Origin of the sequence: Desulfosporosinus youngiae DSM 17734 (assembly GCF_000244895.1) — a bacterium.
Classification (GTDB): domain Bacteria; phylum Bacillota; class Desulfitobacteriia; order Desulfitobacteriales; family Desulfitobacteriaceae; genus Desulfosporosinus; species Desulfosporosinus youngiae.
Window position 1 is genome coordinate 3,345,142 of record NZ_CM001441.1, and the last position, 21,977, is coordinate 3,367,118.

The 21,977-nt window shown below is 42.0% G+C and carries 24 protein-coding genes and 1 tRNA gene; 11 read left to right on the plus strand and 14 right to left on the minus strand.

The genetic code is table 11. The features are described 5' to 3' along the window. Positions 1–70: 70 nt before the first annotated feature. Together fadR and DESYODRAFT_RS15570 are read right to left on the minus strand one after the other, a co-directional pair. Positions 71–658 (minus strand): fatty acid metabolism transcriptional regulator FadR, encoded by a 588-nt coding sequence (gene fadR / locus DESYODRAFT_RS15565; protein ID WP_007784562.1) that lies wholly within the window; start codon positions 656–658, stop codon positions 71–73. A gap of 135 nt (positions 659–793) precedes the next feature. Further along, positions 794–1,474, minus strand: coding sequence for a YczE/YyaS/YitT family protein (locus tag DESYODRAFT_RS15570; RefSeq protein ID WP_007784564.1), 681 nt, complete (start codon positions 1,472–1,474; stop codon positions 794–796). Between the two features lie 168 nt (positions 1,475–1,642). Between DESYODRAFT_RS15570 and DESYODRAFT_RS28280 the strand changes: the two genes are divergently transcribed. Next, a complete protein-coding gene (locus tag DESYODRAFT_RS28280) occupies positions 1,643–1,801 on the plus strand; it encodes a hypothetical protein (protein WP_007784565.1) in 159 nt (52 codons plus the stop codon). 141 nt (positions 1,802–1,942) lie between these two features. Here the strand turns inward: DESYODRAFT_RS28280 and DESYODRAFT_RS15575 are convergent, their stop codons facing one another. After that, the gene (locus DESYODRAFT_RS15575) at positions 1,943–2,251 is read right to left on the minus strand and encodes a zinc-ribbon domain containing protein (protein ID WP_007784567.1); all 309 of its coding nucleotides are present in this window, start codon (positions 2,249–2,251) and stop codon (positions 1,943–1,945) included. A 249-nt stretch (positions 2,252–2,500) separates the two neighbouring features. Then, complete coding sequence (locus DESYODRAFT_RS15580) at positions 2,501–2,998, minus strand: HD domain-containing protein (RefSeq protein WP_007784569.1); 498 nt, start codon at positions 2,996–2,998, stop codon at positions 2,501–2,503. 191 nt (positions 2,999–3,189) lie between these two features. On the opposite strand from DESYODRAFT_RS15580, the gene DESYODRAFT_RS15585 reads away from it, so the two are divergent. Next, positions 3,190–3,471 (plus strand): late competence development ComFB family protein, encoded by a 282-nt coding sequence (locus DESYODRAFT_RS15585; RefSeq protein ID WP_007784570.1) that lies wholly within the window; start codon positions 3,190–3,192, stop codon positions 3,469–3,471. A 273-nt stretch (positions 3,472–3,744) separates the two neighbouring features. Continuing rightward, positions 3,745–4,419 carry a Crp/Fnr family transcriptional regulator gene (locus DESYODRAFT_RS15590; protein ID WP_007784573.1) on the plus strand — a complete coding sequence of 225 codons (675 nt, stop codon included), beginning with the start codon at positions 3,745–3,747 and terminating at the stop codon, positions 4,417–4,419. Here the strand turns inward: DESYODRAFT_RS15590 and DESYODRAFT_RS15595 are convergent. Beyond that, positions 4,416–5,273 (minus strand): hypothetical protein, encoded by an 858-nt coding sequence (locus tag DESYODRAFT_RS15595; protein ID WP_007784575.1) that lies wholly within the window; start codon positions 5,271–5,273, stop codon positions 4,416–4,418. The genes DESYODRAFT_RS15590 and DESYODRAFT_RS15595 overlap by 4 nt on opposite strands. A 138-nt stretch (positions 5,274–5,411) precedes the next feature. Here DESYODRAFT_RS15595 and DESYODRAFT_RS15600 point away from each other — a divergent pair, with 138 nt between their 5' ends. Then, positions 5,412–7,658 (plus strand): DEAD/DEAH box helicase, encoded by a 2,247-nt coding sequence (locus tag DESYODRAFT_RS15600; protein ID WP_007784577.1) that lies wholly within the window; start codon positions 5,412–5,414, stop codon positions 7,656–7,658. Next, positions 7,633–7,896 (plus strand): hypothetical protein, encoded by a 264-nt coding sequence (locus DESYODRAFT_RS28285; RefSeq protein WP_042338668.1) that lies wholly within the window; start codon positions 7,633–7,635, stop codon positions 7,894–7,896. Before DESYODRAFT_RS15600 ends, DESYODRAFT_RS28285 begins: the two co-directional genes overlap by 26 nt. A 468-nt stretch (positions 7,897–8,364) precedes the next feature. On the opposite strand, the gene rd is transcribed toward DESYODRAFT_RS28285, so the two are convergent. The 5 genes from rd to DESYODRAFT_RS15630 all read right to left on the minus strand — a co-directional run bounded on the left by rd (position 8,365) and on the right by DESYODRAFT_RS15630 (position 13,271). Continuing rightward, complete coding sequence (gene rd, locus DESYODRAFT_RS15610) at positions 8,365–8,526, minus strand: rubredoxin (protein ID WP_007784579.1); 162 nt, start codon at positions 8,524–8,526, stop codon at positions 8,365–8,367. Between the two features lie 93 nt (positions 8,527–8,619). After that, on the minus strand, positions 8,620–9,069 hold the full coding sequence (locus DESYODRAFT_RS15615) for a hypothetical protein (protein WP_007784580.1): 450 nt from the start codon (positions 9,067–9,069) through the stop codon (positions 8,620–8,622). A gap of 30 nt (positions 9,070–9,099) precedes the next feature. Further along, complete coding sequence (locus tag DESYODRAFT_RS15620; RefSeq protein WP_007784582.1) at positions 9,100–9,792, minus strand: HAD family hydrolase; 693 nt, start codon at positions 9,790–9,792, stop codon at positions 9,100–9,102. A gap of 719 nt (positions 9,793–10,511) precedes the next feature. Continuing rightward, complete coding sequence (gene ldhH / locus DESYODRAFT_RS15625) at positions 10,512–12,701, minus strand: L-lactate dehydrogenase (quinone) large subunit LdhH (RefSeq protein ID WP_007784583.1); 2,190 nt, start codon at positions 12,699–12,701, stop codon at positions 10,512–10,514. Further along, complete coding sequence (locus tag DESYODRAFT_RS15630) at positions 12,702–13,271, minus strand: LutC/YkgG family protein (protein WP_007784585.1); 570 nt, start codon at positions 13,269–13,271, stop codon at positions 12,702–12,704. Between the two features lie 223 nt (positions 13,272–13,494). On the opposite strand from DESYODRAFT_RS15630, the gene DESYODRAFT_RS15635 reads away from it, so the two are divergent. Together DESYODRAFT_RS15635 and DESYODRAFT_RS15640 are read left to right on the plus strand one after the other, a co-directional pair. Then, complete coding sequence (locus tag DESYODRAFT_RS15635; protein WP_007784586.1) at positions 13,495–13,710, plus strand: hypothetical protein; 216 nt, start codon at positions 13,495–13,497, stop codon at positions 13,708–13,710. A 274-nt stretch (positions 13,711–13,984) separates the two neighbouring features. Then, positions 13,985–14,060: transfer RNA gene (locus tag DESYODRAFT_RS15640), tRNA-Ala, on the plus strand. 477 nt (positions 14,061–14,537) lie between these two features. Here DESYODRAFT_RS15640 and DESYODRAFT_RS15645 read toward each other — a convergent pair. Then, on the minus strand, positions 14,538–14,762 hold the full coding sequence (locus tag DESYODRAFT_RS15645; RefSeq protein ID WP_242833473.1) for a helix-turn-helix domain-containing protein: 225 nt from the start codon (positions 14,760–14,762) through the stop codon (positions 14,538–14,540). A 627-nt stretch (positions 14,763–15,389) separates the two neighbouring features. Between DESYODRAFT_RS15645 and DESYODRAFT_RS28750 the strand changes: the two genes are divergently transcribed. The 3 genes from DESYODRAFT_RS28750 (at position 15,390) to DESYODRAFT_RS15660 (ending at position 16,763) form a co-directional block, all read left to right on the plus strand. Further along, a complete protein-coding gene (locus DESYODRAFT_RS28750; protein WP_007784589.1) occupies positions 15,390–15,527 on the plus strand; it encodes a hypothetical protein in 138 nt (45 codons plus the stop codon). A gap of 116 nt (positions 15,528–15,643) precedes the next feature. Then, the gene (locus tag DESYODRAFT_RS15655; RefSeq protein ID WP_007784591.1) at positions 15,644–16,414 is read left to right on the plus strand and encodes a tetratricopeptide repeat protein; all 771 of its coding nucleotides are present in this window, start codon (positions 15,644–15,646) and stop codon (positions 16,412–16,414) included. A 148-nt stretch (positions 16,415–16,562) separates the two neighbouring features. After that, positions 16,563–16,763 (plus strand): hypothetical protein, encoded by a 201-nt coding sequence (locus tag DESYODRAFT_RS15660; RefSeq protein WP_007784593.1) that lies wholly within the window; start codon positions 16,563–16,565, stop codon positions 16,761–16,763. Positions 16,764–16,815: 52 nt separating this feature from the next. Here DESYODRAFT_RS15660 and DESYODRAFT_RS15665 read toward each other — a convergent pair whose 3' ends face one another. Further along, entirely contained in the window at positions 16,816–18,402 is a 1,587-nt protein-coding gene (locus tag DESYODRAFT_RS15665) for a prenyltransferase/squalene oxidase repeat-containing protein (RefSeq protein ID WP_007784595.1), read from the minus strand. 120 nt (positions 18,403–18,522) lie between these two features. After that, complete coding sequence (locus DESYODRAFT_RS15670) at positions 18,523–18,975, minus strand: N-acetyltransferase (RefSeq protein ID WP_007784597.1); 453 nt, start codon at positions 18,973–18,975, stop codon at positions 18,523–18,525. A gap of 294 nt (positions 18,976–19,269) precedes the next feature. Between DESYODRAFT_RS15670 and DESYODRAFT_RS15675 the strand changes: the two genes are divergently transcribed. Then, positions 19,270–20,685, plus strand: coding sequence for a two-component system sensor histidine kinase NtrB (locus DESYODRAFT_RS15675; RefSeq protein ID WP_007784598.1), 1,416 nt, complete (start codon positions 19,270–19,272; stop codon positions 20,683–20,685). Here the strand turns inward: DESYODRAFT_RS15675 and DESYODRAFT_RS15680 are convergent. Continuing rightward, positions 20,663–21,910, minus strand: coding sequence for a hypothetical protein (locus DESYODRAFT_RS15680; protein ID WP_007784599.1), 1,248 nt, complete (start codon positions 21,908–21,910; stop codon positions 20,663–20,665). The two genes, DESYODRAFT_RS15675 and DESYODRAFT_RS15680, sit on opposite strands and share 23 nt — an antisense overlap. Positions 21,911–21,977: the final 67 nt, after the last annotated feature.

The window sequence follows — 21,977 nt, forward strand, 5'->3', positions numbered from 1 at the left end:
TTCACTTTCATTTTTTGATAAAATAAAGTGAAAGGCTTTATGTTTTTCTCGTATGAATTATAGAACAGTATCACTCTTTAATTCTAAAGGCTCCGCGCATTAGATCGAAAACTAAGTCTTCTATCCCCTCTAGTGGACGTGGCTTCTTAGAACTCACCCAATCACTGATCACAGCATCCAGAGTTCCGAAAAACATCTGGCGGCCTACTTTTACGTCCGCTAAGACAATTTCTTCTCTCTCAATCCCTTCAGCGAGAACCTGCTCTATCAAATGAAAGTAGTCTCGCAAAGGCCCGGAAATAGCCTCTCTGATTTTTGGGTCGGACTGTCTAAGCTCAATCTGAGTAACTATGGCCAGAGAACGATTTTCCTGTAGATATCTGAAATGAGTTCGAATTATACATAATAATTTTTCTTGAGTTGTCTGATACTGCACAACTGAATGAAGAATTTCCTGAATGAATTTTCCCATTCGATCTGAAAAAAGGCTTACCAAAATATCTTCCTTATTCTTGAAATACAAATAAATCGTTCCATCAGCAACGCCGGCTAATTTTGCAATTTTAGAGACTTGGCAAGTGAAATAGCCATATAATGCAAAAGCCTCCGTGGCAGCATCTAAAATTGCGTGATATTTTTCTTCACGGGGCTTACTCATATGGATACAAGCTCCCTTCTTTACTCTCAAAACTCAGTATTACTTAATATAACACCCATCCATCATACCATATAATTTAAGATTCTGACATTATTTGCAGGGATTTTGATCTAATAAAGTTTTGACAGAAATATGTCAAAAAGACCGCCCCCTTGTCTCACCTTTGTTGTATAACTTCTCCCTTAGAAGCCTTACATCATCATCAATAAACCTATGCTGGATACTATTAATATCAAATTTGAGGAGTTTAAATTCAAACTGCATTATATACCCCAAAGCTATTGACATAATCAAGGTTCCTAACCCCGCGTACCCACCTAATAGATAGCCTATTAAAAGTGCGTTGATTTCTAAGGAATTTCTGATGAACCGAACTGATTTGTGAGTCTTTTTGGTCAAGGCAATCATTAACCCATCCCGCGGGCCGGAACCTATTCCTGCGCCAATATAGAAATAACTAGCAATGCCTATAATAATCATTCCCAAAAACATCATCATCAGGCCGGATACGGCATTATTCGAGATTGGGATCAGGTGATTGAGCATGATCAGATCCATAAAGTACCCAATAAAGAACATATTGAATAACGTTCCCCATCCCAGCCGTTCTCCCAGGACTGAACTGATGATTATTATAAGAATTCCCACTGCTATGGTTGCCTGCCCCATTGTTATGCCAAACAAAAAGGTAATTCCTTGATGAAAGACATCCCATGGGGATAGACCGAGGTTAGCATTTATCGTCAATACTATACCTATAGCATACAAAAAAAGACCCATAAATAAACGGATAAGTTTTTGAATGATCCGAGACATAATATTACCATAACCTTCCTGAATTACATAATATCCCTAATCCTAATAGCAGGATGACTCTACTATACATAATTCCTCTTCAAGATAATCATACTTAATAATATTAAGAAATAAGTTTAAATACTATGTTTTTCGCCATATCCAACCATGCGTAAGGAGGAAGATACCATGCCATCTCAAAAAAGGCCGGTTGCCAACCAAGCCGAATCCCAGCCATCTAAACCTGATTCTCAGAACTCTCCTCTAACTAACACCAGAGGGAAAATTAAAGACGACGTGATTTTTGCTAAAGATAAAAGCCCGGATGATCTGGAGATCATGGAGTAACCTCGTGCAATTAATTGAATATGGAATACCCACTTGTGGAAGTGGGTGTCTAACGATTGGATGTAGAATGATATTGTAAAGACTTCGATAATTGTATTAAAGAAGGCTAGGGGGTATCCCCTAGCCTTCTTTTAATCGTTCTTAGTAACGGCGCATGGATTGGAAGCAATCCCGACAGTATACGGGTTTTTCTCCAGATGGTTGGAAAGGAACTTCCGTTTGTACTCCGCAACTTGCGCAGACTGCCGGGTACATTTCACGGGGTGAACGGCTAAAACCGCCGTAATTACTGCGACCGCCACCTGATTGTTGCTTACGAGCCTGACGACAAGCAGGGCAGCGGGTTGGTTCGTTTTCAAATCCTTTTTCAGCGTAGAAATCCTGTTCACCTGCAGAAAAAACAAATTCCTGACCACAATCCCGGCATGTTAGATATTTGTCTTGAGCCATGATAACTCCTCCTTATTTGGTGTTCTTGTACGAGTTGGATCCTCACAAATTATCATCCTTGCACCAAATAAGGTCTGAATTATGGATTCTAAATTTAGTTAGGCCCCAATATTAACAAGCACAGGGTCAGTATAGCAGAGGGTCTGCCTAATAGCAACCAAAATTTTCTACAAAATCATAGTCTTTTGAAATCCCTTATCGAAATCTAACTAAGTAGATAACTTAATTTAGAGTCCAACCTTAACTCTGTTACTTGTTAAGCACTTCAGGATTATGGATCTGCAGTTCCGCTAAAGCCTTCTTCAGTCTGGCTATATGAAATGGTTTCATAATACCTTCTCCGTACCAATGACAATCTAAGATGTCAGCATCTTTTACAATTTCTTCAAGCAACGTTCCAATCTCATCCTTTTTAGAATGGTTTATAACCGCTTGGACAATCTGTTCTTTTTCTTCATCTGTACCTTGTTTTTCGGCTAAGAAACGTCTTACTGCGTCTTCACCTTTTGGCGCATGGTCATGCTGTCGTCCCGTGATCCACCGGCCGATATCATGTAAAGCACATGCTAATCCAGCCTGTTCAATATCCGCTCCTCTTTTTTCCGCAAGCATGCGGCCAATCTGAGCACAGCTCACCGCATGAACTTTTTCCCACATGATCGGATAATCACGCTCACTTCTTTGCTTTTCAATACTATCCAATAATGTAAAAATCCTTTGCATATCCTTGATAAATTCCCATTTCATATCCGTCTCTCCAATACGTTCATTTTAGCAATCAAACCGCACAAAAATTATCCCCTCAAATCTATCCTAAACTTCTTAACAATTAACCTTTTATTATTTTAAAATTTTTTCTAAAATGTAATCATATGTACTTGTTCTTTAGATGATGAACTATTATTATTGACTTGACTAATTATTAAGGAGATGAATATATGTATGAGCTTAAAAACCACACGGAAGTCGTTGTTCAACAAGCACTGGAAACCTACCTCCGTGACAACATTCTAAGTTGCACATGCAAGCGCTGTCAGGCCGACATTATGGCACTCGCTTTGAATCGCCTACCAGCACGATATTATGTTTCAAGCCGTGGAGAGATCATGACGCAATGTGAGGCCCAAGGCCTTCCGGACCAAGCCCGAGTTATGGCAGATGTCGTCCGTGCGGCACAGCAAGTTAGTACAAATCCCTCTCACCCACTCGATAATCCTTAATAATCCAGCGAAAATGTACAATTAGTCTGCATTAATTATGATAATTACTGCGAGAACTGCGAATAGAAACAAGGCAAATATCCGAAATGCATCATTGATAGTTGGTATTATCCGAACGGGAGTCCATTCAATATCCAACATATTCCACGCCTCCTCACCACTTTTCTCTAGTGTATGAGATTTAATGGAATTGTGAGAATGAGGCATTAAAAATATTATTATATCAACGAAGCTAATTCTATAGGGAACAAATTCAGAATCGAGGTGCAATTAGTGCTTACCGCTGAAGACCTTCTCCGATTTTCTCTGTTTTCATCCTTAAGCTCTGATGATGTTGCCCCTCTTCTTCCACATTTAGTAGAGCGTCATTATCGTCGCGGACAGCTGCTATTTGTCGAAGGCGAGATTGGTTCATCTGTATATTTTGTCCTTTCCGGGCAAGTAAAACTAAGCAAATCAACCTTGACAGGTGAAAAGCAAATTTTCGACTGGTGTGGTCCGTATGAGTGTTTTGCTGAGGTTCTTCTTCTTGAATCCGGTTCATATCCCGCAACAGCTGAGGTACTCAAAGACAGCACCCTGTTAGTCCTTAACAATGAACTAATGCCACAAATTTTAGAAGCCAATCCTGCACTCTCTGTAGCACTGATCCGTACGCTGAGCCGACGTTTAAGACTTGCGCAAGAGTTCATACGAATCTTAACCAACCGATCTACTACCGGAATTCTTGCAGCACTTTTCCTTCGTCTGGCGCAACCGGCTACAACTCCCGGGCAGCCGATTTTCGTTGACGCTTCTCTGACACATCGTGATTTAGCCAGTATGATCGGCACATCAAGGGAATGTGTCAACCGGGCTATTAATGGCTGGAAACGATCAGGGATCATAAAGCTGGTTGACAATCGGTTAGAAATTATCAAACCCTATGAACTTGCTGAATGGCCTTAATTAAACATCATGGAACCAGCACTATTTGACCGTTCGAGTTGACAAACAATACGCCAGCATTCTTCCCAACTTATACTAGCCTGACGGCGCCAAAATATCATAGCTGCACGAGTTTTTTCACACTCACGATCGTTGAGCATGCTTTGGCTGGGCATTTTGCCGCCCCAGGCATTGAGCCATTCTTGATAACAATGAATCAATTCTGTGGATTGGCTTTTCAAATACCGCAGCGTGTAAATGCTCGTTATCCAATGGATAACCTTATCTTCACCACCCCTGGAATATACTTGCCCATCCAAGTCTAACCCGGCAACTAAGAGCAGTAAGAACAAAAAATGCACCCGTACAGCTTGCCGCAATGTATCCGGATTAAGCTCATATAGCTCTGCAAAACGTCCCAAAGGTTTCAAAAACAGTTTAACACAGGGATCCCGATAAGTACATATTCCAAAGGCTGCAAGTGGGATTGGGTAAATATCATCCAACCCGCTTTCTTGTAATTGACCTACTAACTCCCGCTCTGCCTGAATTAAACGCTGTTCTCTTAAAAGAAACTGGTCTGCCGTTTCTTTTAAAAAGGATTCCGCTTCTCTGGGACGTTCCGGAAGGGAATCTGCCCATTCACGCAAGCGGGATCGCCGAGGCATCAAAAGTTCTATTATCGAACCAGTCTCTTGGTGCAAAAGTTTAAAGCCTTGACGGACCCGATCAGGATCGCGGTATAATCCCCGCATAAGCGCTTCAGCTGATTGGGGAATCTCCATAGATTCCTCAAACCGTACTATCACTTCTCCATTTCGCTCCGGAAACTTAAGCCCCATGGCCTTCTCAATATCTAATCTCATAGAAGACACATCTGATCCCCCCTAGCCTTGTCTCTTGTTTCATCCTATGGATTCGAGAGATAATTCAGACCTGCCGGAGCTAAATTTGACCATTATTCGTTGCTTTGTTAAAATTAGTAAAATGATATCAGAAACGAGCTGACAACTATGTCTAAGCGTACATATCACGAAATGATCCTGGATCCCTTCCAGGAAGAGGCACTTGATGCAATCGATGCCGGTAAATCCGTCATTGTTGCCGCACCCACCGGGACAGGAAAAACTCTTGTTGCGGATTATTTAATAGAAAAGGCTATGAATGAGCACTTAAGAGTTATCTACACGGCACCGATCAAGGCCCTCAGCAACCAGAAATTCAGAGACTTCAAAAAGCAGTTTGGAGAAGATGCTGTAGGAATAATGACTGGGGATGTTGTCCTTAACCCAACCGCTCCCCTGCTTATTATGACAACAGAAGTCTTTCGCAATCAAGTTATTACCGAAGATCCCAACCTGGAGTATGTTTCCCACATTGTATTTGACGAGATTCATTGGCTGAACGACGAGGAACGCGGGACAGTATGGGAAGAGTCGATCATTCTTGCTCCGCCTAAAATGAAAATTCTTGGGTTAAGCGCCACAATTGCAAACGCCCGGCATTTAGTGGATTGGATCGAATCCATTCGGCATGAAGAGGTTGCTCTGATCGAAGAACATAATCGAGTTGTTCCTCTTGAGTACTTTTACTATACTAAAGACACCGGCCTCGTAAATTATGATCAGCTTTGGCGTTATTATCGTCGAAAAATCAAAGACCGGAACTACGACGAAAATCCCTTTGGCCCCACAACTCACTTGGACCTCATTCGCACAATTCAGCGCAGTCATCTTCCTGCACTTTTCTTTGTCTTCAGCAGAAAGCAATGTGCCTTAAAAGCACTGGAGTTAGCAAGCATTGCTAATTATTTAAGACCTCATGAACGGAAAATCGTCGAGGAGAAATTTATTCATATCTTTGGTCAGGAAATTGACTGGTCATCCTCAACACGTCAACTCAAACGTTTGTGTTCCAAAGGGATCGCTTATCATCATGCCGGATTACTTCCCTCTCAAAAGGTTGTCGTCGAGGAACTCTTTCTTGAACGATTGATTAAAGTCCTTTACTGTACAGAAACCTTTAGTGTCGGGATTAATTATCCGGTTAAGGCAGTCTGTTTTGATTCTCTCAATAAATATGACGGACGGAATTTCCGTCCCCTTGCCAATCATGAATTTTTCCAAATGTCCGGTCGGGCAGGAAGACGGGGGCTTGATGAAAAAGGGTTTTCCTTCGCCATCGTTGATTTAGCCTATATGGAAAAAAGTCCGCCCCCTAAATTCCAGCTAAACCGGCTCGAACCTCTTACCAGTCAATTTCGGCTGACTTACAATACCGTTCTGAATCTCACTGCAACTTTAACTCAAACTCAAATAGAAACTTACTTTCAAAAAAGTTTTTCTGCCTATAGCTACCACTTAAGTTCCGAGCGGCTACATTCCGAACTGGCCCAAATACAGCAAAGACTCGAAGAAACCCAATATCTCTGCGAAGAGGTTGGCTCCTTTACCTGTCCTTTAAAACATCATCCCAAACGCAAAGAGCTCGAAAAGCTTAAAAAGGCCTATAAAGCATTGGGTCCCCGCAAGCAATCGCGCGTCTATGGACGAGAAATGGCTCGCAAAATTCGGGCTTGGGAAAAACTCCTATCCCAAACTCCCAAAAACTGCTCCATTCAACACCAGGAAAACTGCCATGCTCAAGGTAAAACCTATTCGAAACTAAAACATCAACAGCAAGAACTACAAAATGCTCTGGATGCGCTTCCTGATGAAAATGCCTTTCTTCAAGAATTTGAATACAAGAAGAATCACCTGCGTCAACTAGGATATTTACGAAATGATGAATTATTACCTCGTGGTACGTGTGCCAGTCGTATCTATGTTCAAGAACTCCTGGTCACAGAATTGATTTACTCTGATGTCTTCCAGCAGCTGGATGACGATCAATTGAATGCTTTAATTTCCAGCATTGACTTTGAAGCAAGGAAAAATGATATGTTTCATCGTACGACAGTCTTTGATCCAACCCCTGTCAAAGAAATTGCAGAATACATCCAAAGCATTTGCGGACAGGATGCTGTGAGATACGACCCCCGAGTTGCTGGAATTACCCATGCTTGGAGTCAAGGCAGCACATTCGCTGAAGTCCAGGCGTTATGTAACCTGGATGAAGGAGACATCATCAGCGTTTTTCGACGAGCTATAGATCTTATGCGTCAAATGCGGGAGGCAGTTAGTGATACAATTCTGCGCAATCGTCTGAAAGCTTGTATGGAAAAACTTGATAGAGATGAAGCCGCTATTATGGAACTATAGGTGGACTGGTTTCAGAGTAGCCGCCCATGCCGCTGTTGCGGCACCAGCGGAGGATGAAAATGGGGTCGCTCCCGGGGGTCAGGCAGCTTCGTCCACATCCGCTCACCGCAGCACTCCGAGGCTCGCCCACTCGCAGGTGCGGGAGCTACCTTCAGCGGATAAGTATTCTTTGGAGATAGCCGCTTCGGCGAAACTGTCCACCGGACACTTTCGTGCCAAACCTCAGGGTAATACCTGATGTGAACCCGTGGCTCCGTTTCCCCGCACCGTCTTGTGGGCTTTTACCGCCTCTCCATGCAATGGGTTCGCTTCTGTGGACGAAGCTGCCCTGCTTACGGGTCCAGGGGTGTTTTTGTTGTGCAATTTTGGGGGCTGTTAGGCAGCGGTTTTAGGCCATTTTTAGATAGATCAGCCCTGAAATTCGCCAGCGCTGGCGAATTTGCTTTACCGTAATAAAGGATCTGCCATAGGAGTGTGCTATTGGGGTCTGGTACTTCCCAGAGTTTGTCGAAGGCGAGGATTTTTCAGGGTAGTCTTCCATGCCGCTGCCGCGGCACCATCAGAAGTAAAACTTGGCTTGTATTAGATCCGTACAAAGGGAAAGGGAAAAGCACAATGCTTTTCCCTTTGTACGATATCCAAAAGTAGATTGCAAACCATTGCCGGGCAATTCATGAATTGCCCGGCGGGTTTTCTTATACATTCTTTACTCTGAAACCTCAAACATGTCTTTGCCTACGCCGCAGATCGGACAAACCCAATCTTCCGGGATATCCTCAAAAGCGGTACCCGGAGCAATTCCTGAATCAGGATCTCCAGCCTCAGGATCGTAGATATAACCACATGCTGTACAAACATACTTTTTCATAACAATTATCCTCCATTTCATAAATTTAAGTATTCCTTATTCTAGCACTATTTTGCTAGTTTAGCCAATCCTTTCCTATAATTTTAAATGTTTTTATCGAATAAATCCTGTATCAAAGGAAATATTGTAATTCGTTAATACATACCTCCGGAAATTATCAACACAATTGCAAGGTTCTTGATGATCGCAAAAACCAACTTCTAATTTACCTGTTAAATGATGATGTAGAATATGAACGTTAACGTACAGATGACTCACTCGCTCGTTTAGTTCAAGATAGTGTTTGGTTGAAAAATAAAACAGTATCAGTAGAACAATACTCACAGCTATCCCCGCTTTTGGAAACAACCAAGGAATGATTAAGGCCAATAATCCTAATGTACAAACTATAATCATTCCCACATTTTCCTGGCGTCTAGCCAACTTCCACTCATTATACCGTCCTAGAAATTCAAAAAACAACTGTGCCATACGCACTGATGGAAACGGCGGATTCGGACTCTCAACCGTTTTATCGCCAACGTACTGGCAAAGTACTCCCACTCTTATCCTTCCTTTCTTGATCAGGCTTCTTTACAAGCTCCCCTGACTAATAAGCCTGTAGAGATCATCGAGCGAACCCGAATAATCAGTCTGAACTTCTAAATCAATTCCATCAACAATAAATGTTTTCATTCCCAGTTCCCGACAGATCAAATCATTGATTTGCTTAGTAACTATTAAGCAGTTTTGTGGCCTAACCCCAAGATTATTGGCCACTTCCTTAAAAAACCCCGGATGAGGTTTACAGTAATGGCAGTTATCCGGAGTTGCGATAACCTTAAAGTGTTCAGGAGTAAGACCGGCCCAGCGAATTTGTTCCTTTATGGCTATTAAGGGTATTAGGGGATTAGAAAGAACAGCTGTTAAAAAGCCTTGTTGAATAGCATACTCCACTGCTTTAACTCCTTGTGGATTAGCTTGAACTAAGCAGCGTAAGGCAGGAAAATCTGAAACATAGAACTCTTCAAAAATCGGCTTTAGCACCTGTACGGACTGACCTGTAGCTTTGGCTAAATCATCTAACAATGTCTGCACAACTGTTTGCTCTGGCTTTGGTTCTTTTTGAATGGTTTCTATAGATTTTAATAAATGTTTAGTAAATTTATCAGGCGAAAGAAGATGGGCAAAACGAGGCGCCAAAATTCCAAGGTAATTCTGTATGAACTTTGCCGTATCAAGATTTATCATTGTTCCTTCTATATCAAAGAGAATAGCTTGGATCACAATTGTTGTCCTCCTAATTGAGGTCTCAAACGCAGAACAATTCTTTGTTCTGGTTCTGTACAGTAGTATTCTCCTTTTTCTTCGAAATTCCTTCTAACCTTCGTTGTTCACAGGTAACTATTAATATTCCCATCTTTACGAACTTAATTCCGGTGTGACAGGGACGGGTTTGTCAAGTCCCCCCGTCACATCCTCGTTCGTTTGTCGCTGAAACTAAAAATGACCCCAGAGTTTTCCCCTGGGGCACTTAACAATCTCAGTTCTTGCAACGACCCACTCTGTTATCAGAGGTGCAATCCCTAAGGCAGCCCTCCTAGTATGCTGCAGGCATATTGGGAGGGCCATTTGTGATTATGAGGCCTCAGCACAAAGGATCCCCATTCATGTCATAAAACGCTTAATTTAGTGGTTTTAAAGGGTAAGGATATACTGCAATTCCTTCTTACAACTAAGACTTGACTGAAAATTTAAGTCCGTCCCTCTCAACACACTAAAAATAATAAAACGTCACTTCTTAAAATGGTTAACCCTTCTCTGCCCTCTCCTCTCTCGCCAACAACCATTCTCCTGTCATGCGATTTCGCTCGCTTTCGTGGCAACACATTGCCTACTATCTTTAGATAAATGGTCGTCTGCTTCCTTTAGTTTAGTTCTTGGTATCACCTGGAAAATCCTTGGCAGAAAAAGAGAATTTTGACACTAATATTGTCGGTTAGGGGTTACTTTTTCTTCTTGGTTTTGTTTGTATTCTTATTCCCAGTTTGATTTTTTCGTTTTTCCAAGAGAAGTTCTGCCGTGTGAATAACCTTAACCTTTGGATTATGCTTATCGAGGCCACCTGAAATTTGCATCAAACATCCAGGACAGTCAACAACAACAACATCCGCACCAGTTTTATCAATATTGTCTAGCTTACGGGCCAGGATTGGACCTGATAACTCGGGGAATTTGATGGAGTAGGATCCAGCGAATCCACAGCAGCGATCGGATTCCTGCATTTCAATGAGTTGGACCCCCGAAGTATCCGTTAATAACTTTCTTGGCTCTGCAAAAACTCCCATTGAACGTTTTAAGTGACAGGAATCATGATAGGTAATTTTTAGTGGTACTCCATCTCCCCCTGGCGTCAGTCCCCCCAGATCAAATAACAGCTTGGAGAAGTCTTTGGATTTCCGGCTTAACTCTTCAGCCCGGGCCGCTAATTTGGGATCATCCTGAAGCAACTCTTTAAAGCTCTCTTTAAGTGCATGAGTACAGGTTGGACATGCTGAGACTACATAATCAACCTTTTCAGCTTCTAAGGCTTCGATATTAATAATCGCAGACTTACGGGCATTAGCCCGATCCCCCATATAAGTCGCTGGAGCACCGCAACAGGATTGGCCATCCGGAAAAACGACTTTATATCCTTTTTCATTCAGTGCGCCGATAACACCTTCGCCAATTTTGGGGTAAACAAAATCAATCAGGCAGCCGGCATAAAAAGCAATCGTTCCTTTCGGATTCTTAACTTCCTGCTTGATTGTTTTGAACACATCCCGGAAGGGAACCTTAGCTACTGCCGGTAAGCTCTTATTCTCAGTAAGTCCGGAAAGAAACATTGGTAAGTGTCGTATAACCGGCTGTCCTTTGGTAAACGGCTTTTGGGCGACGGAGGCAACCCGCAGCAATGAATGGAAGAGTCTTCGATTCGACACTACATCAAGGGCAAACTTTTGCGTGAACGGGAGTCCTTCTTTTTCTCCCACACGATTGCGAATTTCCAGAATCATTTGTGGGATATCTAATTGCCCAGGACATACTTCAGTACACTTACCACATTGCAGGCAAAGATTTTGAGGATTTTGGGCATCTTTTTCGGAGTTAAGGAAATTAGTCAAAATCGTACCAATGCCTCCGGTATAAATATGTCCATACACATGCCCGCCTACGAGCTGAAAAGCCGGGCATACATTAAGACAGGATGCACAGCGAATACACTGAAAGGTCTTTTTGAACTTTTCATCGTTATACATCGCTCGTCGGCCATTGTCCATGAGAATTATATGGAATTCCTTATCTTTCACCGTACCATCTGCGTAATAGGCAGGGGTTGGACCTGTTACCATACTGACATAGCTGGTAATTTGCTGGCCGGTTGCACTTCTCGGAAGTGCTTGAAGAATGTGGGTTGCATCTTCAAACTTTGGAACTAGTTTTTCGATACCAACTAAGAACACGTGAATAGGGGGCAAGGTAGAGGTTAAACGACCGTTGCCTTCATTGGTAAGCATCATTAACGTCCCTGTTTCGGCAATCGCCATATTGGCCCCTGAAATCCCCATATCAGCTTCAAGAAAGGATTTTCGCAGCTCGGATCGAGCCGTTTTAACCAATTCGGCGATCACTGGCTGGTTCAATTTATGCAGGTGACCAGAAAAGACATCGGCAACCTCTTCTTTTGTCATATGAATCGCCGGCATAACCATGTGGGAGGGATGTTGGCCTGCCAATTGTACAATCCACTCTCCCAAGTCGGACTCCTGTACTTCCATTCCCTCAGACATTAATGTTTTATTAAGTAGGATCTCCTCTGAGACCATTGATTTAGACTTTACTACTTTTTTCACGTCGTTTCGTTTGGCTAACTCAAGAATATATTGCTTAGCATCCTCACCTGTCATGGCACGAAATACCTTAGCACCCCGTGAAGTTGCGGCTTTTTCAAATTGATCAATCATTTCATCCAAATGACTTGCCGCATAGGATTTGACTTGGGCAATATTGTCGCTGATTTCCTTAAAATTGTAGCCTTCATACGCTTTTTCACGAGATATGACATAAGCATCTCCAAAACGCCCCAAGGCTCCACGTAAGACGTCATTACCAAGTGCATCTGAAATTTTCTTTTTAAACTGTTTATCCGCCATTTAAGCCAAACCTCCTACTTCCTCATCGACAAAGATAACAACTAGTTGTTTGGGTCCGTGAACTCCTATGGTTAAAACCCGCTCAATGTCTGAAGTTCTGCTTGGACCCGTAATAAACCCTACAAAGCCTGGGATTTCAGGAAGCCTATGGAGTGTGGCCATCGTTTCTTTGAGGGTTGGAATTAAACTGGAAGTCGATACCAGGGCAATATGGATGGGAACAAGGGTCGAACATAGGCGCTGATTGACATCGGAATCTGCTTGAACGAGGGTTCCAAGTTCAGCTATGGCATAGTTCACTTGCGTGATACCCGCGTGCGCCTCTGGCGTTACTTCACGAAACTTATCCGTATAGACAGTTATGCCTTTTTCTCCGATTAAATCAGCAAACCTTCCTTTTTGTGAGATAGAGGAATTCAGGAGAGCGACATTCTCAATTCCTTTTTCTATCATAACTTTGCAAACAAGTTCTCCTGCTTCTTTGGCAGTGTTCACACGATAACATTCGCCGGACACATTTTCTAATTTTGTTTTAAAACGTTCGTACAATTTTGTTTGGTCATCTCTCATACGGACTTCCTCCTAATGATTCTATAATTTATAAAATGGTCAGACCATCATGCCACTTTAGTCTAATTTTATGACATAATTATTAAAATTACAATATCCTGTTTACCTAAAATTTTAAAATATTAAGATAATATCTTTCTGTCTCTAAGTTCTGAGGGGGCTTGTATTATTTCATGGTTTTTGGAGATTGTAACACATATGACCATATAAGGAGGATTGTGAAATGCCAGAACATGATGCACCCACAGAATTAAGAGCTATAGGCGAAGAGTGCTCGTATTTTAAATCTAGTTATCCTGTTGAGCTGGCTAATGACCTTATGGGAGCAACCATTATTAGCTGTGATATGTGTCAACGCTGGGATAATGGTTATTGTGATATTTATCTAAGAGAACGTTTTGGGGAGTCTATAGACGAAGATTCTTTGCGCAGACAGTAATGCCTTTAATTTAGCCAGATATAATTCCAGCCAACCTACTAAATCTCCTATAATTTACATATTGATTTTCGACAATATTTGCGTTATGGTTTAGACAGTGAAGTCTAGTAGTTAAATCTTCTGGATTTTGCGCAAATAAGAGGATTCCCGGACGCGGGAATCCTCAAAAATTTATAGTAAACGATATAAAGTTATAAATAATGATGCTCAAACTAATGATTTTAATGAAGAAATGCTTGCAATTTTAAATCAGTCGATTTAGTATATTGTTATTGGGGGTATAGCTCAGCTGGGAGAGCGCTAGATTCGCATTTTAGAGGCCAGCGGTTCGATCCCGCTTACCTCCACCATAATGAAAGCGTTAAACCCTTGGTATTCCAAGGGTTTTTTCTTTTTGCATTATGTATTTTTTTTGAGTTAAGGGTTAAAAATGCAATTGGGGACGACCCATTATACCATTATAATAGGAAGCATTTAAAACTTCAGCTTACTTTGCCTAATATTATAGGCAGAACCCCAGCTCGACCATACCGGAGTTCTGCTTTGCAAAAAACCCTGAATTACCTGAGCTACTATACTCTATGTCACAGCAGAGCCAAGTGTGATAAAGAGTTATAAAGCCCTCCGCCAAAAGCAGAAACCCGGTGCCACCACACACCAGGTTTCTGCTTTTGGTAAACGAGATATGAAACCATAGATACAACAAACCCTACCCCTACGATACTATATGCCTCTGTCCAAGAGAGTGTGACAAGCGCTGGCTAATTACTGGCGTCACATTTGATCTTTAGCAAACAAAAAAGGCCCTACCGCTTTCTGGTAGAAGCCTATTCGTTATTAACGAGCTCACCAATCGAGACACCTAGCCCTGCAGCCAATTGTGCAAGTTCGTTTATACGAGGAATCCTTGATTCATCTTCTATACTGATAAGGCGTTTCAAGCTTACCCCAACATTAAAGGCTAAATCTTCTCTGGTCAAATTACGCTTATTTCTGTAGTAAGCTATCCGTCTACAGACGGTTTCATCAATTATGATCAAATAATAATTCACCTTCTCCCACGCTCTTGTATTGGCTTTTTCTGCAATGCATAGCCTTTATCCTCTATACGGATCAAAAACAGGAAAAAGGTCCTATCTTTAAAAAAGCCCCCACCGTTTTAGCGAGAGCCTAAGCTTGTAACCTTATGGGACAATCCGGCATAGTATGTATTGGTTGTGGCCATTATTTGTCTTCCTTTCTGAAGGGGAGAGTCTGGACAGCTCTCCCCTGTTTACATTATCTGAATTGCGATCTGATCCCATAGAATATCCAATCCCGAACACTTTATGGACATGCTGCATAATATAAATCAAGAAACCTCTCAATCTTATGGGAATCTAAGATAAAGGGGTGAAGCATATGATTTGTGTAGCGCCGACAATAATTATTATTTTATTGCTTATCATTATTGGGCAATTACAAAGGTTTCCGAGACCGATCTTGCCGCCGCCGCCACAACCTTGCCGCTGCAGATTATTATTTTAACAAGTTCTAGCCCAAAACGTCGGCATGGACAAATTGTGCAGGCCAGGAGATTGATAGTCTCCTGGTTTCTTATAATTTACAAATTTTAACCGGTATTGCATGAACGTAAATTACAAAACCTAAACTGTCGAATTAAAGAGGAGGTTTTGTGAATGTTTGGCATAAAAATGAGATCCAGAAAACCAAATAGATTATTTAGTCCTCCTTCGTTATTTATCCTTAGCCTGGCTGCCATAGGAACTGCAGCTTTGATCGGTAAATCCTGCGGGGACAAAGAGGAGTGTAAATAATCAAAGCCGTCCGAAAGGGCGGTTTCTTAATTATTGGTACAATTGAAAAAGCGCTCACCTTCATAAAACAGTTCTATTTAGCAACCAACTATCGTAATAATGAATGAGGGGATAGTATGCGATACGATCCAGAAATAATTTATGTTCAAAAACTATATTTCTTTTTGTTCTTAACTACTTTGACCACACTTGCTGCCGGAATTATTCTATGGAAGTTTGATTGGCATACAGGACTTTATGTACTAGCCGGTGGGCTAGGCATTTCCTATGCGGCTATGGTTCTGAAAAAGAACTTTAATCCTCCTGAAAAAAAAACAACCGCGAAACGAATGGCTCACACAATCTCTCAAGACACCAGCTCTTTAACAATCGCACGTTTTGCCTGCCAACTTTATTATTACTTTCATGAATCTAATCAGGCAATATCTCTGCTGGAACAATTTCTTCCCAATCATGATCCTCTCATCTATACGACACTTGGAGACATCCTTCTTAAAGAGGGAAAAGCGAAGCGGGCACTTTATATTCTCAGAGATAATCCCTATGCCCTGGTTGACCCGCTTATGCTGGCGACACAAGGCCGTGTTCTTAAACAGATTGGTAAAATTCCCGAAGCTGTTAGAATGTTCGAACGAAGTTTACACCTCTCAAGACAGGTGAACTTTCCCAAAAGCTCCTCCAACTGGTTCACGCAAAAAATGCTTACCATAAGCTATATCGCTAATATTCATCATAAACTGGCTGATTGTTATGTTATCCTTAATGACTTTAAACAAGCTAAAAAGCATTTCCGAGCAGGAAATCGCCTTCTGCTGGACATATCTCTCTGGCGCCATTGTCCGGCTGTTCATATTGATTCAACAAAAAACTGCAAAAATACTTATTAGTTCTTCATTCTTTTCCCTTTTGCCACCAATCCTTATGCCCTATTCCAACAGCTTTTTCAATGATAATTTCCTATAATATTGATAAAACTAATATCTTATTGCAAAATCGGACAATACTAACTCTGAGTTCTGAAATGGAGGGTGAAAAATGTTGTCAACACATGCTGACGAGGTTCTGGGATTTATCCGTGATTTTGAAGTATCTTCTCGTGATTATCTCCTCTCCAAGGGCTTGAGTGAATACGAGATGAGAAATGCCTATCTTGACTTACAATGGAATTTCCTGCATACGATCCTTAAAAAAAAACTAACTATTAAGACTCCTAAACTTGAGACTCTTCATAGTTGAATTACGCCCCAAAACAAGAGCCATTGAAAGAGGCTCTTGTTTTTTCTCTATTTCATCTAAAAAATGATGCTTTATACAAGCGTTGATAACGCTGTAAGGCCCTGATAGCTGTCAGAGTTGTTGTTATGGGCTCTTCATAATTCCATCCTTTGGCATAGATCCCCCGATAAGAGGGTTCAAATGAACCATTGCTTTTCTGTAAAGTAAGAAGGTTTTTCACCCCGTTGTCCAAAACTTGTTGCGGCACATGTCTCATATAACGCCATAACCCGGCAAGAGCTAAGCTCGTTTCAACAACAGAACCCCAGCCTCCATCACTATTCTGTATTTTCAAGAGATAATCAAGCCCTTTCTTTCTTGCCCCAAGAATGTGACGTGCGGTATTCCAGCGTTCCCAGCTGAACTTCCACTTACTGAATAATTCTAAGGCCTGTGCCGTACTATAAACCGACCCTTCGAACCAAGAGGCAGGAAAAGCGCCTTGATCATTCTGCTGCGACAAGACCCAATTCAGCCCACGCCATATTCTTTCCTCTTGAGAACGTGTACTTCGCCACAAGGCTTCTAAGACATGAATGCTGACATCCACACTTGGTATATAAACTGGAAATTCCGAAGAAACATTAGGGGGAATCCCCTGAAAACTAGGAAATGTACTCCAGCTTCCATCAGCATTTTGTAACCGTTCAAGAAGATTAACTCCAAGGATATTTCGTTCTCCACTCACTTGGTGCAGCCCAATCAAAGCAACTGCAGTATCATCCAGATCAGGATGGGTGTAGGGAGGTGTACTTCCATAACTGCCATCTTGGTTTTGTGCTCTTTTCAACCAATCGATCCCTTCATCTAACCATGGGATATCCGAGGGGTTTTGAGTTGTCTCTCCAAATACACTAATAGCCCAACCAATTGCCCATATTTGAAGTTGGTCAAAGGCGGGCCATCCGCCGCTTGGATATTGTTTCTGCACCAACCATCGTCCAGCTCTCCGAACCTGTTCCGTATGGCTTCCTTTGCTCATGATCGCAAGAATTGACATACTCGTTGCAATAATATCTTCTGCCCATGAACCGTCCGGCATTTGGGTTTGCAAAAGATAGTTAAGACCTTTATGCATTTCCTCTTGAGAATTTGAAGCCAAGAGGGATGCCGCAACCACAACTGGTCTGCCATAGAGCGGCAGCTTAGTCAATACCCTGTCTTCCAGGATTGTAGGAAACAATATTTCTTCCGGCGTTGGCCCCTCCAGGCCGGGAACTACTCTATGACCTAGGGATAAAATCACATGAGAAAATTGTCTTGCCTGAGATAAAAGTCTTATTTTAGCCTTCCATCCGCCTTGACTTCCCTGAAGAACCATTCTTACAATCTGAGTTATCTCTTCGTCTCGTTCGTCTCCCGGAAACTTCCCCCATCCTCCATGATCCTGCAGCACAAGCCATTTGATCCCTTGCTGTTGGGAGTTCTCATACCCTCTGCCAAGTGCGAGGAGAGCAAGAGCTGCCAGTGCAGTAGCCCCTGGGCTTGATGAAACGCCATAAGATTCACTGATGTTTCCCGATAAAATCTGCCCCACACCCTCAGACACATAAGATCGTGCCAAATCAAGGCATTCTTGAACTTCTCTTCTAAGCTCCATAGAACTCTCTCCATCCTTCTATTTAGCGCACGCTGTAATATTAAGCTATGATATCCTGAGGAAAATTGTTCCAGAAACAGAAAATGCCGAACTCATTAGTTCGGCATCTGATCTTATTTTTTAGAGATTTCGGCTAACTGCAATCTCATCACAATTCGGGAATTTGATACAATTGATACACTCCCGCCATACTTTTTGAGGCATTTGATCTTTACTGACCTCACTGTATCCACAATGCTTGAAGAACTCGGGCTGATATGTCAGAGCAAAAACTTTGGCACAGCCAAGTTCCTTGGCTTCTTCCTCAAGTGTTCTAACAATTTGTGTTCCAATCCCTCTTCGTTTGTAACCACTTGCGACCGCCAGCGCTCTTATTTCTGCTAAATCACTCCAGAGAATATGAAGGGACGCAACTCCTACTATTTGCCCATCAACTTCAGCCAGCAAGAACTCGCGAATGTTTTCATAAAGCATATTTCTGGATCGGGGAAGCATGAGTCCTTCTTCTGCATTACTATTAATCAATGACATCATAGCTTCTACATCCGCTATTCGAGCCTTACGCAATTTCATCGTTCGATATCCCCTTTTATTAGTTTTTGCATAATTATACACCATATATTATATTTTTGCATATCCCTTTACTTAGCTTTCCAATATCAACTTAGTGACATGTATCTTTTTTAGTTTTGTCGGATTTTGAAACATTGTTTTCGGACTTAAGTCTTAAAAACCTAGGATAAAAGGCCACTCTAACAAATGTATTGAAAATTACACTATCTCCTTTTTCTTACAATTTTTTGCGGGCTTTTATGGTAAACTATGTCAGTGTGCTGGTTGTAGTAGTTTTTGGAAGGAGATTATCAAGTGATACCTCTCAAATTTCGTTACCGTCCGTTTCTTCGTCAACGGGTTTTTATCGTTTTGTCACTTATCTTCATAATAACGATTATTATATCTGATATCTTGCCAATTCCCTATTCTTTGCAGATTGCCTTAAGATTCCTTCCGCTAATCATCATTATTATATGGTTTGAACTCTGGTTTCACAGTTGGGGAAAAGTTTGGATTCTATCTGCCGCTCTATTCACAGTTGGTTCACATGCGGATCCTGTCCTTCCTACAGGTCCATTACTTTTAGCTCATATCATCTTCCTGCTTGGGTTGATGTATCTGTTTGACCGTAGGGAATCACAAAAAAGCGCTCTTCATCAACGTCATCTTAAAACGATGAAAGCCCTTCTCCGCCAAGATCCTCCTTTAATTCAAACCCTTGACTATACTTGCGAAGCAGTTATCTTATTGGATAATACCGGTTCTATTATTGAACTGAATTCTCAATCGGCCTTACTTCTATCCCTGCCCGAATCCAATCTGATTGGCAAACATATATTTGATGTTCTGGGCATCCTGCCAAATTTACAGCAAACCGATGCTACGGAACATGGTGAATTTGCCTGGAAAACTCCCAAAGGAGTTACAATCCAAGTAAAATACCATACTCGTCCTATCCTTGACGATGACATTCCAACGGGCACGCTTGTAACACTTTCCGATATCAGCGAAGCAAAAACTCGCTTAGAAGCGTCTATGCAGGTCGAAAAACTCTCGATCATCAGCCAGGTTTCAGCAGGTTTAGCGCACGAAATCCGAAACCCCTTGACAACCATCAAAGGTTTCATGCAGCTAATCACCCCTGAGCAGTGGCCGGAATCATTTCGGCCTTACCAGCAGCTTATTCTCGACGAGATCCAAACCATCGATCAACTACTCAACAATTTTCTCCTCTTAACCAGTCCTACTGCGCCACATATAGAGAAACTTAACCTAGTAGAAGCTATTCCTTCCTTGACTCAAAAAACTCAATCTATCGTCCATAAACAGAATGTTACGCTGGCTTTAGAATGTCCCTCTCACTCAGTCTATGTAATGGGCGACCGTGAACAACTTCTTCAAGCGCTATTGTCAATTCTCAATAACGCAATTGAAGTCTCTCCGAAAGGAGGAACGGTTATTATTCGCTTAACAGAAGAAGAGCCTTTTGTCAGAGTCAGTATCATTGACAATGGTCCCGGTATACCGGAAAATCTTCGCCAGCGAGTGCTGGATCCGTTCTTTACCACCCGCGCCGAAAATACCGGGTTGGGCTTAACCATTGCTCAGCAAATCATTCTCACCCATCATGGCAAGCTCAATTTTTCAGAATTGGCATCCTCTTCCGGAACCATCGTCACAATCGATTTTCCCAGCCTATCCAATGTTAAAGGTAATCTTTCTGCATAAGAGAATGATTTAAATAATTACTTTGACAGTTCAGCTGATAAATTCCATTATCCTGCCAATCTTCCGGTAATGTCCAAATAGGAAACCGATCCACATCGTTTAACCAGGAGTAACATCGCCGAAGTTCTTCCTCCTTGCCCAGCGTTGTCAGCCAGTGTACTCGTCCATCCCAAACTAAGGGATTTCCTTGATTATCTCTAGCAATCGCTAATAGTAAGCTGCCTTCCAACACAGATGCCAACAAAATGCTGCGCGCAGCTCTTAGAAGTGGTTTGTCGAAAATCGGACATACCACACTCAGCTGTCCATTACCCTGGAAATAAAACCATTCTTCCAATTCAAGGACAGCATTTTCACTGCGGTCTTTAGGGAGCCAGGGCCAGGGCCAGGGACTCCCCCACAGTAATTTCAGTGCACCATCTCCTTGATGAAGCAACAAAGAAAGGAGATCTTGAGGACGAAGTTTACCCTCTCTCTTTAGAGAGTTAAGATAATCTACAATTCCTGAGATCGTTTCACAAAAATCAGAGTTTAGAGACCCTGAAGAATCTACCCAGCCTTGTTTCTGCCACTTCAACATAAGGTCCTTTGCCTTAAGCCATTTTACTTTGCTGGTTAACTCAAATTTTTTGCCTTTACGCCGTACTTCTGCAATTTCTATGTTACCCCAATAAAAGTTAATACTTTGGCTTTTAATAACAGACCGAACTTGCCGATCAGCCAACTGATTAAAAAACCCGTTCACGGTCATTAGTTGTTGTCTTGCCACAGGATTTAAGCCTACTCCCCAACGTTTCCAATCTGAACGTTCTTCCCCTATAGCATATCGCGGTCGTCTGATTTGCTGTTTTTCCGGAATAGGGTATAAACTAGGAGTCAGTTTCTCACGCCAATATACGGCTTTGGCATGAATCATTCCTCCTATTTTAGTGAGCCCTGTCAGAAAGGACGCCGAAAAATCAGGAGCAACATAATAAATGACCGTCTTCGCTCCATTGCTCAGACGATTTCCCCATAGTAAGCCTGCAAGAAGAAATTCCTCTTCGTGAATTATGGAAGAACAGGCAATAATGCCTACTCTTAAAGTCGTTTCTCCGCCCATGAAATAGTCATACTGCAGAGGAAGCCGACTTGCCTTTTTTTTCTCTTCCGGGTACTCTTTCCAATCCCTGACGATAAATACATCCGGATGAGTTTCCCAGATTTTGTTCCAGGTAATACTCAACAAAGACCCTCCCTTAGCTTTTCTCCATAAGGATGTTTACGCGCTAAGTACGAAGATCATGACAAAA

Excerpts from the sequence above, each read along its gene's own strand:
- ldhH (WP_007784583.1), bottom strand. The coding sequence starts at position 12,701 with ATGGCGGATAAACAGTTTAAAAAGAAAATTTCAGATGCACTTGGTAAT.
- DESYODRAFT_RS28280 (WP_007784565.1), top strand. The coding sequence starts at position 1,643 with ATGCCATCTCAAAAAAGGCCGGTTGCCAACCAAGCCGAATCCCAGCCA.
- DESYODRAFT_RS28285 (WP_042338668.1), top strand. The coding sequence starts at position 7,633 with ATGAAGCCGCTATTATGGAACTATAGGTGGACTGGTTTCAGAGTAGCC.
- DESYODRAFT_RS15660 (WP_007784593.1), top strand. The coding sequence starts at position 16,563 with ATGTTGTCAACACATGCTGACGAGGTTCTGGGATTTATCCGTGATTTT.
- DESYODRAFT_RS15570 (WP_007784564.1), bottom strand. The coding sequence starts at position 1,474 with ATGTCTCGGATCATTCAAAAACTTATCCGTTTATTTATGGGTCTTTTT.
- DESYODRAFT_RS15630 (WP_007784585.1), bottom strand. The coding sequence starts at position 13,271 with ATGAGAGATGACCAAACAAAATTGTACGAACGTTTTAAAACAAAATTA.
- DESYODRAFT_RS15580 (WP_007784569.1), bottom strand. The coding sequence starts at position 2,998 with ATGAAATGGGAATTTATCAAGGATATGCAAAGGATTTTTACATTATTG.
- DESYODRAFT_RS15655 (WP_007784591.1), top strand. The coding sequence starts at position 15,644 with ATGCGATACGATCCAGAAATAATTTATGTTCAAAAACTATATTTCTTT.
- DESYODRAFT_RS15665 (WP_007784595.1), bottom strand. The coding sequence starts at position 18,402 with ATGGAGCTTAGAAGAGAAGTTCAAGAATGCCTTGATTTGGCACGATCT.
- rd (WP_007784579.1), bottom strand. The coding sequence starts at position 8,526 with ATGAAAAAGTATGTTTGTACAGCATGTGGTTATATCTACGATCCTGAG.
- DESYODRAFT_RS15635 (WP_007784586.1), top strand. The coding sequence starts at position 13,495 with ATGCCAGAACATGATGCACCCACAGAATTAAGAGCTATAGGCGAAGAG.
- DESYODRAFT_RS15575 (WP_007784567.1), bottom strand. The coding sequence starts at position 2,251 with ATGGCTCAAGACAAATATCTAACATGCCGGGATTGTGGTCAGGAATTT.
- DESYODRAFT_RS28750 (WP_007784589.1), top strand. The coding sequence starts at position 15,390 with ATGTTTGGCATAAAAATGAGATCCAGAAAACCAAATAGATTATTTAGT.
- DESYODRAFT_RS15600 (WP_007784577.1), top strand. The coding sequence starts at position 5,412 with ATGTCTAAGCGTACATATCACGAAATGATCCTGGATCCCTTCCAGGAA.
- DESYODRAFT_RS15670 (WP_007784597.1), bottom strand. The coding sequence starts at position 18,975 with ATGAAATTGCGTAAGGCTCGAATAGCGGATGTAGAAGCTATGATGTCA.
- DESYODRAFT_RS15585 (WP_007784570.1), top strand. The coding sequence starts at position 3,190 with ATGTATGAGCTTAAAAACCACACGGAAGTCGTTGTTCAACAAGCACTG.
- fadR (WP_007784562.1), bottom strand. The coding sequence starts at position 658 with ATGAGTAAGCCCCGTGAAGAAAAATATCACGCAATTTTAGATGCTGCC.